The 12,265-nt window shown below is 62.6% G+C and carries 10 protein-coding genes and 1 other RNA gene; 7 read left to right on the top strand and 4 right to left on the bottom strand.

Annotated features, from left to right (window positions below):
* Positions 1-72: 72 nt before the first annotated feature.
* Positions 73-339, top strand: a complete 267-nt coding sequence (locus F3J17_RS32095; protein ID WP_167069223.1) for a hypothetical protein — start codon at positions 73-75, stop codon at positions 337-339.
* Positions 340-499: 160 nt separating this feature from the next.
* Here the strand turns inward: F3J17_RS32095 and ssrA are convergent.
* From ssrA to ompA, 4 genes are all read right to left on the bottom strand, one after another.
* Positions 500-869, bottom strand: a transfer-messenger RNA (tmRNA) gene (ssrA, locus tag F3J17_RS32090).
* 97 nt (positions 870-966) lie between these two features.
* Entirely contained in the window at positions 967-1,683 is a 717-nt protein-coding gene (gene gph, locus F3J17_RS32085; protein ID WP_167069220.1) for a phosphoglycolate phosphatase, read from the bottom strand.
* Between the two features lie 44 nt (positions 1,684-1,727).
* Complete coding sequence (ubiG, locus tag F3J17_RS32080) at positions 1,728-2,426, bottom strand: bifunctional 2-polyprenyl-6-hydroxyphenol methylase/3-demethylubiquinol 3-O-methyltransferase UbiG (RefSeq protein ID WP_167069217.1); 699 nt, start codon at positions 2,424-2,426, stop codon at positions 1,728-1,730.
* Positions 2,427-2,643: 217 nt separating this feature from the next.
* Positions 2,644-3,288 carry an outer membrane protein OmpA gene (gene ompA / locus F3J17_RS32075; RefSeq protein ID WP_167069214.1) on the bottom strand — a complete coding sequence of 215 codons (645 nt, stop codon included), beginning with the start codon at positions 3,286-3,288 and terminating at the stop codon, positions 2,644-2,646.
* A 614-nt stretch (positions 3,289-3,902) separates the two neighbouring features.
* Here ompA and gyrA point away from each other — a divergent pair.
* From gyrA to aroA, 6 genes are all read left to right on the top strand, one after another.
* Complete coding sequence (gene gyrA, locus F3J17_RS32070) at positions 3,903-6,512, top strand: DNA gyrase subunit A (RefSeq protein WP_167069211.1); 2,610 nt, start codon at positions 3,903-3,905, stop codon at positions 6,510-6,512.
* Positions 6,513-6,800: 288 nt separating this feature from the next.
* Positions 6,801-7,409 (top strand): DUF2059 domain-containing protein, encoded by a 609-nt coding sequence (locus F3J17_RS32065; RefSeq protein WP_167069208.1) that lies wholly within the window; start codon positions 6,801-6,803, stop codon positions 7,407-7,409.
* 227 nt (positions 7,410-7,636) lie between these two features.
* Positions 7,637-8,719, top strand: a complete 1,083-nt coding sequence (serC, locus tag F3J17_RS32060) for a 3-phosphoserine/phosphohydroxythreonine transaminase (protein ID WP_167069205.1) — start codon at positions 7,637-7,639, stop codon at positions 8,717-8,719.
* 52 nt (positions 8,720-8,771) lie between these two features.
* Positions 8,772-9,854 carry a prephenate dehydratase gene (pheA, locus tag F3J17_RS32055; RefSeq protein ID WP_167069202.1) on the top strand — a complete coding sequence of 361 codons (1,083 nt, stop codon included), beginning with the start codon at positions 8,772-8,774 and terminating at the stop codon, positions 9,852-9,854.
* A complete protein-coding gene (locus F3J17_RS32050; RefSeq protein WP_205195060.1) occupies positions 9,851-10,888 on the top strand; it encodes a prephenate dehydrogenase/arogenate dehydrogenase family protein in 1,038 nt (345 codons plus the stop codon). The genes pheA and F3J17_RS32050 overlap by 4 nt, the downstream gene beginning before the upstream one ends.
* A 67-nt stretch (positions 10,889-10,955) precedes the next feature.
* Positions 10,956-12,260, top strand: coding sequence for a 3-phosphoshikimate 1-carboxyvinyltransferase (gene aroA, locus F3J17_RS32045; RefSeq protein ID WP_167069196.1), 1,305 nt, complete (start codon positions 10,956-10,958; stop codon positions 12,258-12,260).
* Positions 12,261-12,265 lie beyond the last annotated feature (5 nt).

Below are 12,265 nucleotides of genomic sequence, written 5' to 3'. Positions count from 1 at the left end.
CGACTTTTTGTGATACTTTCGAGCGGTATAAGCTCCCCCGTTCCAGATGCGCGCCAGCCGCGCCGATCGACCATGAAATTCTTGCTCAATGTTTGTGCAGCTGCTGCAACCGCAGGCGTGCTGTTTGCCACCATCAACGTCGCTTTCGCGCAGAACTCGCCCGGCGTACCAGGCGGCATCCTGACCGACGAATTCCGTCTCCAGGAACACCCGCAGATGCAGTTCGCCGCGTCTGCGCCGTCCAATAAGTATCAGCACGGTAAAACGTCGGCGATGCGCAAGAAGGGCGATCTCGGCGACCCGAATGGCTGTAATCTGCAATGCCCGCAAGATAATTAAACTTCGGGATTTTTTTGCGGATTTTGAAATAAAAAGCGGCGCACATTGCGCCGCTTTTTATTTCGTCAAACTTTGTTACAGATTTATTGCGCTGCAAAAACAAAAAACTCGCGAAGCTTTTAAAAGCTTTCGCGAGTTTTTATTTTGCTGCAGCAAATTCTGGTGGAGCCGGCGGGAATCGAACCCGCGTCCAGAAGCAATCCATAAACAGTTCTACATGCGTAGTTCAGTCGTTTGATTTAACCGGAGCGACGCGGACGAACACGCTGCGCTACGGCGATTCACTAGGTTTTCGACTCTGGCGTCGTGACGCCGACAGAGCTTAACTGACGTAAATGACCTCTGGCGGTATTGCTACCGGTCTTGCGACGCTAGCCCGTCAGTGAGCCAGGCAGAGGACGGCGGCCCTTAGGCTGCCAGTGCGAACGTATCGTCGTTTGCAGTTACGATTTTCCCATTGATTAACGAGGTGACGGGTCCTCGGCATGCCCTGCCTACTTCATAACCCCTGTCGAAACCAGGTCGGCCCCAGAGGAAGGAACGATTATCCCATAGTTCGGCAGATGAGGCGAACCGTGCCCTTTTCAAGGGGCGCGGCGGCCCCGGCTGTGCCGCTGAGGGCGCCGCTCAAGCGGGCTGGACGTGCTGGAGCAGGGCGAAGAGAGCTTCGGCCGTATCGGCCACGAAATCGGCGTTCCACTGCTCAGGCGGCTCGACGTTGCCGCAGTAGCCGTAGGCGGCGGCGATCGTCGCCATGCCTGCGGCGTGGCCGGCCTGCACGTCGCGCAGGTCGTCGCCCACATACACCACGCGCGTCGCCTCGATGCCGAGCGCCTGCGCCGCGTGCAGCAGCGGTGTGGGGTGGGGCTTGGAATACGGTGTCGTATCGCCGCTCACTACGCAGGCCGCGCGGGTGTCCAGGTGCATCAGCTTGACGAGCGGATCGGTCAGTCGCGCCACCTTGTTGGTCACGATGCCCCAGCGCACGCCGCGCGTGTCGAGGTCGTCGAGCACCGCGTCGATGCCCGGAAACAGTGCCGTTTCCACGCGCAGGTTGGCCGCGTAGTTGGCGAGAAACTCCTCGCGCATTGCAGCGAACTCGCGGTGGTCCGGACCGATGCCGAAGGCGCCGCCGATCAGGCCACGCGCGCCAGCCGACGCCAGCGGGCGCAGCTTCTCGTAGGGCGTGGGCGCCAGGCCGCGCGCGTGGCGCATCTGGTTGACGGCGGCGGCGAGGTCGGGCGCCGTATCGGCGAGCGTACCGTCGAAGTCGAACAGGACGGCGTCGCAGGCGCGTAGCGCCGCGCCGTCCGCCGGGGTGTGCTCAGGCGTGGTCTGGGTCATGTCAGGAAGAAGCAGGCTGAAGGCGGGCAGGGCGCACGCGTGGCTTACGCCGGGCGTCGGCAGGCGATCATGTAATTGACGCTTGAGTCGTTCGACAGCGCGAAACGGCGCGTGAGCGGGTTATAAGTGATGCCCTTGATCTCGGCGGCTGTCAGACCGGCCTGACGGACGAAGCCCGCAAGCTCCGACGGGCGGATGAAGCGCGCGTAGTCGTGCGTACCCTTGGGCAGCATCTGCGCAATGTATTCCGCGCCGATCACGGCCAGCAGATAGGACTTCACGTTGCGGTTGAGCGTGGAGAAGAACACCCAGCCGCCGGGCTTCACCAGCGTGGCGCAGGCTTTGACCACGCTCAGCGGCTCGGGCACGTGTTCGAGCATTTCCATGCAGGTGACCACGTCGAACGAGCCGGGCTCGCGCGCGGCGATGGCTTCGGCGGCGATCTCTTCGTATTCGACCGTGATGCCGCTTTCGAGGCTATGCAGATCGGCCACGCCCAGCGCTTCGCTGGACAGGTCGATGCCTTTGACGTTCGCGCCGAGTCCTGCCATCGATTCCGACAGGATGCCGCCGCCGCAACCAATATCGAGCACACGCTTGCCCGTGAGATGGGCATGGCTGTCGATCCAGCCGAGACGGATGGGGTTCAGCTCGTGCAGCGGCTTGAACTCCGCGTTCGGGTCCCACCAGCGATGAGCGAGATCGCTGAATTTCTGCAGTTCGTGGGGATCGGCATTCGTCATGTCGGATTGGCCTGAAGCGCGCAAGCGAAGGTGGAACAAGCCCAGAGTATAAAGGCGCTGGTGTGTGACGGCAAAACAGGGCGGCAATATGCGCGCCAGCTGCGCACCGTTTCGCGCACTCTGCGTGCCCAGCGCTTTGATCTGGCTCAAGTTGAGCGCGCAATAAAAAAGCCCCGCCGAAGCGGGGCTTTTGAGTCGTGCTGTCGTAGCTCGCAGATTACTGCTTTTGCGTGCCGACGACTTCGACTTCAACGCGGCGATCCGGTGCGAGGCACGAGATCAGCTGCTTGCGGTTCTTCTGGTTGCAACCCGTCGTGACCGGGTTACGCTTGCCCTTGCCTTCCGTGTACACGCGCTCAGCCGGGACACCCTTGCTGACGAGGTACGACTTGACGGCTTGCGCACGGCGCAGCGACAGACGGTCGTTGTAAGCTGCCGAACCGATACGGTCCGTGTAGCCCGTTGCAACGACGACTTCGAGGTTCAGAGCCTGGATCTTGCTTGCCAGATCGTCCAGCTTTTCCTTGCCAGCCGGCTTCAGGATAGCCTTGTCGAAGTCGAACAGGGCGTCAGCTTGGTACGTGATCTTCTGGCTCGTGATTGCCGGCGGCGGCGGAGCGACCGGCGGCTGCGGTGCCTGGGCGACCAGTGCGCCATCGCACTTTGCGTTGGCCGTGGCCGGCGTCCAGAATGCATCGCGCCAGCAAAGCTCGTTCGTGCCGTTCATCCACACGTATTCGCCGGTACCATTCACCCAGTTGTCATTGACGGCTTGTCGCGACGCCGGCACCGATTGTGCCTGGGCGGTTGCAGCGACTACTGCGGTAGCTGCAATGAACGCGAGCTTTGAAAGTTTATTCATATTTCTCCTCTCGAAATTGAGATTACCGCAGGTTTACTGCGAGCCATATGACGAAGACAAGTCATACATTGCTCGAAGTATAACATTGGCGCGTTGTGGGGCACGTCTTGTGTAGACTTCGAGCGGTGTCTAACTCTTTGTGCGTTCGCATTTTGCCATATCGTTCCCGTCCAACGATAAAAAAAATCCGCCCCTTTCTTTGGGGCTTGTCGAATGTGGTACACCCGCAACAAAAAGTTCCCGCTCGATCTCCTGGTAGTGTGCCTGGTTGTTGGGCAAGCGCAAGCGACCTCGTCGCGTGATCTGTTTATTGTCATATTCAGATGCTAAATGCGCGGTTTTCGTGTCGCGCGGGAGCGACTGTCATGTTCATCGGATTATTCGTTTACTGGCTGTGTCGTTCTACGCGTTTTTGAGCCGCTGACGGGCCGTTCCAGGTCACCCCTCTAATAGGTATACGCACATCGCGCCCGGACGGCGGGCGGGGGTGCCGCGCATGATAGAATCGGAAGATTGCGCTGCGTCTGCGGCGTCCATGCGACAGCAGGGTGCAAAGCGTGGCTTCCGGCGGCTTTTGCCGGTAGCACCGCGCGTGCCTGACAACGACATCGATAATGGATCAATTCGCCAAAGAGACTCTGCCTATCTCCCTTGAGGAGGAAATGCGCCGCTCGTATCTCGATTACGCGATGAGCGTGATCGTCGGGCGGGCACTTCCCGATGTGCGCGACGGCCTGAAGCCGGTGCACCGGCGCGTGCTGTACGCGATGCACGAGTTGAACAACGACTGGAACCGCGCCTACAAGAAGTCGGCGCGTATCGTCGGCGACGTGATCGGTAAGTACCATCCGCACGGCGACACGGCTGTCTACGACACCATCGTCCGGATGGCGCAGGACTTCTCGCTGCGCTACATGCTGGTCGACGGCCAGGGCAACTTCGGTTCGATCGACGGCGACAACGCCGCGGCCATGCGTTACACCGAAATCCGCATGGCGAAGATCGGTCACGAACTGCTGGCCGATATCGACAAGGAAACGGTCGATTTCGGGCCGAACTACGACGGCAGCGAAAGCGAGCCGCTGATTCTGCCCGCGCGCATCCCGAACCTGCTGATCAACGGCTCGTCGGGTATTGCGGTCGGCATGGCCACGAATATTCCGCCGCACAATCTCAACGAAGTTGTCGACGCCTGCCAGCATCTGCTCAAGACGCCGGAAGCGACCATCGACGAACTGATCGAGATCATCCCCGCGCCCGACTTCCCGACCGCCGGCATCATCTACGGCGTCGCGGGCGTGCGCGACGGCTATCGCACGGGCCGCGGCCGCGTCGTGATGCGCGCGCTCACGCACTTCGAAGAAATCGATCGCGGCCAGCGCATGGCGATCATCGTCGACGAACTGCCGTACCAGGTGAACAAGCGTTCGCTGCTTGAACGCATTGCCGAACTGGTTAACGAGAAGAAGCTCGAAGGCATTTCCGACATCCGCGACGAGTCCGACAAGAGTGGCATGCGTGTCGTGATCGAGCTCAAGCGCGGCGAAGTGCCGGAAGTGGTGCTCAACAATCTGTACAAGGCGACGCAGCTGCAGGACACGTTCGGCATGAACATGGTCGCGCTGGTGGACAACCAGCCGAAGCTGCTGAACCTCAAGGAAATGCTCCAGCATTTCCTGTCGCATCGCCGCGAAGTGCTCACGCGCCGCACGGTGTACGAACTGCGCAAGGCGCGCGAACGTGGCCACGTGCTCGAAGGCCTGGCCGTTGCGCTCGCCAACATCGACGACTTCATCGCCATCATCAAGGCCGCGCCTACGCCGCCGATCGCGAAGCAGGAGTTGATGAACCAGTCGTGGGATTCGTCGCTGGTGCGCGAGATGCTCACGCGCGCGGAGCAGGACAACGCCACGGCCGGTGGCCGCGACGCCTATCGTCCGGAAGGCTTGAACCCGCTATATGGCATGCAGACCGACGGTCTCTACCGTCTGTCCGACACGCAGGCGCAGGAAATCCTGCAAATGCGTCTGCAACGCCTGACGGGTCTGGAGCAGGACAAGATCATCGGCGAGTACCGCGAAGTGATGGCGCAGATTGCCGACCTGCTCGATATCCTCGCGCGCCCCGAGCGCGTGACGAGCATGATTTCCGAGGAACTCACCTCGATCAAGAGCGAATTCGGCGATGCCCGCCGCTCGAAGATCGAGATGAACGCCACGGAACTCAACACCGAAGACCTGATCACGCCGCAGGACATGGTCGTGACCATGTCGCATTCGGGTTACGTGAAGTCGCAGCCCTTGTCCGAGTACCGCGCGCAAAAGCGCGGCGGCCGCGGCAAGCAGGCGACCTCGATGAAGGACGACGACTGGATCGACACGCTCTTCATCGCCAATACGCACGACCACATCCTGTGCTTCTCGAACCGTGGCCGCGTGTACTGGGTCAAGGTCTATGAAGTTCCGCAAGGTTCGCGCAACTCGCGTGGCCGTCCGATCGTCAATATGTTCCCGCTGCAGGACGGCGAGAAGATCACGGTCGTGCTGCCGGTGAAGGAATTCTCGGCCGACAAGTTCGTCTTTATGGCAACGGCACTCGGTACGGTCAAGAAGACCCCGCTCGAGGCCTTCAGCCGCCCGCTGCGCAAGGGTATTATTGCGGTCGGTCTGGATGACGGCGATTACCTGATCGGCGCGGCCATCACGGACGGCGAACACGACGTGATGCTGTTCTCGGACGCCGGCAAGGCCGTGCGCTTCGACGAAAACGACGTGCGTCCGATGGGCCGTGAGGCACGCGGCGTGCGCGGCATGCAGCTCGACGACAACCAGCAGGTGATCGCCTTGCTGGTGGCCGGCGACGAGCAGCAGTCCGTGCTGACCGCCACCGAAAACGGCTACGGCAAGCGCACGCCGATCACCGAGTACACGCGTCACGGCCGCGGCACCAAGGGCATGATTGCGATCCAGACGTCGGAGCGCAACGGTAAGGTGGTCGCGGCAACGCTGGTGGACTCCGAAGCGCAGATCATGCTGATCACGACCACGGGTGTGCTGATTCGCACGCGCGTCTCGGAGATTCGCGAAATGGGCCGCGCAACGCAAGGTGTTACACTCATCAGCCTTGACGAAGGCACGAAGCTCTCGGGCCTGCAACAGGTCGCAGAAGCCGATGCCGACGGCGATATCGCCGAAGGTGAAGGCGAGGGCGAAAGCGAGGAGTAAGGCTACGCCCGCAGGACTGAACGGCCCGCGCGAGCGGGCCGCTTCGTGTCAGGCGCTTGTGGTTTGCTGGCGGAAATATTTAAGCTGTTTTTGGGTTTGTTCTTGGGTTATTTGCCGGCGGTGACGTAAAGGCCAACAAGGCCAGACGACGCTGCGGTTCTTGAATGATGCCGGGTGGATCGGGCAGCGGGCGCGGGGGTGACGGTTCAGGCCGTGACCGGGCAATATCAGGCGCGCCCCGCCATCGGCCAGGCAGGCAATTCGATTAATTTCACAGAGGGAGTAATGATGCAAAAACGATTCAAGCAGGTTATGTTGCTGGCCGCTCTCGTGCCGACGTTTGCCATGGCTCAGGCGCTCAATTCCCAGGCGCCCGCACAGGCTCCGGCAGCTGCTGCACCGGCACCGATCGATTCGGCCAAGCAAGCCGCGATCAAGGACCTGCTGGACGCAATCGACGCGCAGAAGCTCGTCGGCGCAATCGGCAACAGCGCACAGATGCAAGCCAAGCAACTCGTGCCGGCGATCCTCTCGGACGCGCTGTCGGAAAACAAGACGATGACGGACAAGCAGAAGCAAGCTTCTGTCCCGACGCTGCAGAAGAACGCTGTGCCGAAGCTGGTTGACGGCGCAGGCCAGGTCTTCAACACGGACGGCTTCAAGCAGGACGCGATGGAAGCCCAGTACGAAGCTTACGCAAAGTACTACAGCACGCAGGAAATCAAGGACCTGACGTCGTTCTACCGCAGCCCGACCGGCCGCAAGTTCATCCAGGTTCAAGACCAGGTTGGCCGCGACGTGGTCAACGGCCTGATGCAGAAGTACATGCCGCAATCGATCAAGGCAACGCGCGACCAGGCTGACAAGGAAGTCGCGGCAGTCAAGCCGGGCAAGTAAGCACGCCTCTCGCTGATTGCGTTCGTCGCCGCAGCAGTTTGAGCGTGCGATAAACGCGGGACAGATCGAGCCGCATTGCGCCGCGCATTGGCCAGCGAGCCTGCGTTGGCGGGTTCCCGGCGACAATGCGATAATGGCCGTTTGCGCGATAAGCGCAGACGGCCATTTTCTTTTTCCGGCGCGTCCGGCCTCCACCGCCGCAGCGCCCGCCTCGGGGTCTCCAAACGATGCGCGTTTTCAACTTCTCCGCCGGACCGGCTGCACTGCCTGAAGAAGTCCTCCGTCAGGCTGCCGACGAAATGCTCGACTGGCACGGCAGCGGCATGGGCGTGATGGAAATGAGCCATCGCGGTCCCGAATTCATGCAGATTCACCGCGAAGCGCTGCAGGATCTGCGCGATCTGATGCAGGTCCCCGACAGCCACGAGATCCTGTTCCTGCAGGGCGGCGGTATCGGCGAAAACGCCATCGTGCCGTTGAATCTGTTCGGCGCGAAGCCGCGCGCGGATTTCGTCATCACCGGGTCGTGGTCGCAGAAGTCGCAGAAAGAAGCGCTCAAGTACGGCGCTTCGCACATCGCCGCGACGGGTCGCACTGACGCCGGTTTCACGCATTCGCCGGCACGCAGCGAATGGCAGCTTTCCGACGATCCTGCCTACGTGCATCTGTGCACCAACGAGACGATCGACGGCGTCGAGACCTTCGAAATTCCCGATCTTGGCGATATTCCGCTGGTCGCGGATGCCTCGTCGCACATCCTGTCGCGCCCGATGGACATCGCCAAATACGGCGTGCTCTACGGCGGCGCGCAGAAGAATATCGGCATGGCGGGCGTGACGGTCGTGATCGTGCGCAAGGATCTGCTCGAACACGCGATGCCCATCTGCCCGTCGGCGTTCGAATGGAAGACGGTCGCCGCCAACAATTCCATGTTCAACACGCCGCCCACCTACGCGATCTACATCGCGGGCCTCGTGTTCAAGTGGTTGAAGCGCCAGGGTGGCCTCGAAGCCATCGAAGCGCGCAATATCGAAAAAGCAGGGCTGCTCTACGACACGATCGACGCGAGCAGCTTCTTCGTCAACAAGGTGGAGCGCCGCGCGCGCTCGCGGATGAACGTACCGTTCTTCCTCGCCGACGAAACACGTAATGATGATTTCCTGGCCGGCGCGAAGGCGCGCGGGCTTCTGCAGCTGAAGGGCCACAAGTCCGTCGGCGGCATGCGGGCGTCGATTTACAACGCGGTGCCGCTCGAAGCAGTGCAGGCACTTGTCGAGTACATGAAGGAATTCGAGGCAAAGCACGCCTGATACGGGTGTCGCACTGCTTCGAATTTATCCTTCCAGATTGCCGGTTTCACGCATGGACGACGAACTCAATTCACAACTCAAGCCGTTGCGCGAGCGCATCGACGCCATCGACGCGCAGTTGATCGCGCTCCTGAACCAGCGCGCTTCGGTCGCGCTCGAAGTGGGCGAGGTCAAGAAGCACTTCAACGCGCCCGTGTTTCGCCCGGAGCGCGAGCTTCAGGTGATCGAGCGCCTGCAAAACCTGAGCGACGGGCCGCTTGGCAACGATCACATCAGCGCGATCTGGCGCGAGATCATGGCCGCGAGCCGTTCGCTCGAAAAGACCATTACGGCCGCGTTCCTCGGGCCGGTCGGCACCTATAGCGAACAGGCGATGTACGCGTACTTCGGTCAGTCGATCGAAGGTTTGCCGTGCCCGTCGATCGACGAAGTGTTTCGCGCGGTCGAGTCGGGCGCATCCGAATTCGGCGTGGTGCCGGTCGAGAATTCGGCCGAAGGCGCGGTGTCGCGCTCGCTCGATCTGTTCCTGCAGACGCAGCTCATGATCGGCGGTGAAATCGCGCTGCCAATCCAGCACAACCTGATGACCCAAAGCGGCAAGCTCGACGGGGTGACGCGCGTGTGCGCGCACCCGCAGGCGCTTGCGCAGTGCCAGCAATGGCTCACGGCGAACGCGCCGCATCTGGAGCGTCAGGCGGTGTCGAGCAATGCCGAAGCTGCGCGCCTCGCGTCGGAAGATCCGACGGTTGCCGCCATCGCGGGCGAGCGCGCGGCCACGCATTACGGCCTCCTGATCGCCAATGCGCTGATCCAGGACGATCCGCACAACCGCACGCGTTTCGTGATGATCGGCAAGCAGCCGGCGGGCGTGTCGGGTAACGACCAGACCTCGATGATCGTGTCGGTGAAGAACGAGCCGGGCGCGGTCTACAAGCTGCTGGAACCGCTCGCGCGCCACGGCGTGTCGATGACGCGTTTTGAATCGCGTCCGGCGCGCGTCGGCACGTGGGAGTATTACTTCTATATCGATTTCGAAGGGCATCGCGACGATCCGGCCGTGGCCGCCGCGCTCGACGAACTCGGCAGGAAGGCTGCGTTCCTCAAGATCCTCGGTTCGTATCCGCGTTCGCGCTGAGCGCCAGGCGCGCGCACGGCTCGTGTGCGCGCAAACTTTCTCTATTCGGTGATGGCGTGAGCGCGTTCTCTTTCAAGAAGCTGGTGATTTTCGGCGTCGGCCTGATTGGCGGATCGCTTGCGCGCGGCCTGCGTGAGCGCGGCGCTGGCGCGGTTGGCGGGCAGGGTGCGCAGGGTGAGGTAATCGGCGTGGGCCGTCGCGCGCATTCGGTGGCGCGTGCGCTGGAGCTGGGCGTGGTGGACGCCGCCGCGACTTTCGACGACGAAGCGGCGCTGGCCAAAGCGCTCGACGGCGCGGATCTCGTGCTGATCGCCGCACCGGTTGCACAGACGCAGATGCTGCTCGAACGCATCGCGCCGCACCTCCAGCCGCAGACCATCATCACCGATGCAGGCAGCACCAAGAGCGACGTGATCGCAGCCGCCCGTGCGGCGCTGGGCGCGCGCATCGGCCAGTTCGTGCCGGGCCATCCGATCGCGGGGCGCGAGTCGAGCGGCGTGGAAGCGGCGCTGCCCGATCTGTACGTTGGCCGCAACGTCGTGCTGTGCCCGCTGCCTGAAAACGCGGCGGCGGATGTCGAGCGCATCGCGCAGATGTGGCGCGCGACCGGCGCGGTGATCGGCCAGATGAGCGCGGAGCAGCACGACCGCGTGTTCGCTTCGGTGAGCCATCTGCCGCACGTGCTGTCGTTCGCGCTGGTGGACCAGATTCTCGCCACGCCCGACGCCGAGCTGAAATTCTCGTTCGCGGCGGGTGGCTTCCGCGACTTCACGCGCATCGCCGCGTCGAGCCCGGAAATGTGGCGCGACGTGTGCCTGGCGAACCGCACGGCGCTGCTCGCGGAACTCGACGCCTACACTGAAGTGCTGGTGAAGTTGCGCGCGGCCATCGACGCCGGTGACGGCGGGGCGCTCGAAACCGTGTTCGCGCGCTCGCGCGCGGCGCGCGAGGCGTGGCAGGAACGCGGCGGCAAGCGCGCGAGCGCGCCCGCGGAAACATCACAGCAGGCGTCGCAGGCAGGACCCGACAAGTAAGGCATCAGTCATGCGGCACGGCCATTTCGCGCCACGCCGCAACGCACAGCAACATCAGGACACGCTCATGGAACACCTCGATCTCGGACCGTTCACCCGTGCGTCCGGCACGATCCGCCTGCCTGGCTCGAAGAGCATCTCGAACCGCGTGCTGCTGCTCGCGGCGCTGGCCGAAGGCGAAACGACGATCACGAACCTGCTCGACTCCGACGACACGCGCGTGATGCTCGACGCACTGGAAAAGCTCGGCGTGAAGCTCAAGCGCGACGGCGACACCTGCGTCGTGCAGGGCACGCGCGGCGCGTTTCAGGCGGTGCGCGCGGATCTTTTCCTCGGTAACGCCGGTACGGCGGTGCGTCCGCTGACGGCGGCGCTCGCGGTCAATGGCGGCGACTACCGCATTCACGGCGTGCCGCGCATGCACGAGCGCCCGATCGGCGATCTCGTCGACGGTCTGCGCCAGATCGGCGCGAAGATCGATTACGAAGAGAACGAAGGTTATCCGCCGCTGCGCATCCGTCCCGCGCAGATCAATGTGAGCGCGCCGGTGCGCGTGCGCGGCGACGTGTCGAGCCAGTTCCTCACTTCGCTCTTGATGACGCTGCCGCTGGTGCGCGCCGAAGGCGGCGTGACCATCGTCGAAATCGACGGCGAACTGATCTCGAAGCCCTATATCGAAATCACCATCAAGCTGATGGAACGCTTCGGCGTAAAGGTCGAGCGCAACGGCTGGCATCGCTTCGAAGTGCCGGCGGGCGTGCGCTATCAATCGCCGGGCAAGATCATGGTGGAAGGCGACGCGTCCAGCGCGTCATATTTCCTGGCGGCCGGCGCCATTGGCGGTGGTCCGATCCGCGTGGAAGGCGTGGGCCGTTCGAGCATCCAGGGCGACGTCGCGTTCGCGGCGGCGCTCATGAAAATGGGCGCGAACGTCACGGTGGCCGACGACTGGATCGAAGTGCGCGGGATCGGCAACGATCACGGCAAGCTCGACCCCATCGACATGGATTTCAACCTGATCCCCGATGCGGCCATGACGATCGCCGTCGCCGCGCTGTTCGCCGACGGCGCGACCACGCTGCGCAATATCGCGAGCTGGCGCGTGAAGGAAACCGACCGCATCGCCGCGATGGCCAAGGAACTGCGTAAAGTGGGCGCCGACGTGGAAGAGGGTCCGGATTACCTGATCGTGCGCCCGCCCGAAAAGCTGACGCCGAACGCCGCGATCGACACCTACGACGATCACCGCATGGCGATGTGCTTCTCGCTCGTGAGTCTCGGCAACGTGCCGGTGCGCATCAACGACCCGAAGTGCGTCGGCAAGACGTTCCCCGATTATTTCGAGCGCTTCCTGGCGCTCGCGCAACCTTGATTCTT

It is taken from the genome of Burkholderia sp. Ax-1719, from assembly GCF_011753055.1.
Classification (GTDB): Bacteria; Pseudomonadota; Gammaproteobacteria; order Burkholderiales; family Burkholderiaceae; genus Paraburkholderia.
The sequence above is the reverse complement of the archived record's forward strand: the minus strand, read 5'-3'. Positions and strand labels throughout refer to the sequence as shown.

Coding starts and splice junctions, on each gene's coding strand:
- F3J17_RS32095 (WP_167069223.1), top strand. CDS start 73: ATGAAATTCTTGCTCAATGTTTGTGCAGCTGCTGCAACCGCAGGCGTG.
- gph (WP_167069220.1), bottom strand. CDS start 1,683: ATGACCCAGACCACGCCTGAGCACACCCCGGCGGACGGCGCGGCGCTA.
- ubiG (WP_167069217.1), bottom strand. CDS start 2,426: ATGACGAATGCCGATCCCCACGAACTGCAGAAATTCAGCGATCTCGCT.
- ompA (WP_167069214.1), bottom strand. CDS start 3,288: ATGAATAAACTTTCAAAGCTCGCGTTCATTGCAGCTACCGCAGTAGTC.
- gyrA (WP_167069211.1), top strand. CDS start 3,903: ATGGATCAATTCGCCAAAGAGACTCTGCCTATCTCCCTTGAGGAGGAA.
- F3J17_RS32065 (WP_167069208.1), top strand. CDS start 6,801: ATGCAAAAACGATTCAAGCAGGTTATGTTGCTGGCCGCTCTCGTGCCG.
- serC (WP_167069205.1), top strand. CDS start 7,637: ATGCGCGTTTTCAACTTCTCCGCCGGACCGGCTGCACTGCCTGAAGAA.
- pheA (WP_167069202.1), top strand. CDS start 8,772: ATGGACGACGAACTCAATTCACAACTCAAGCCGTTGCGCGAGCGCATC.
- aroA (WP_167069196.1), top strand. CDS start 10,956: ATGGAACACCTCGATCTCGGACCGTTCACCCGTGCGTCCGGCACGATC.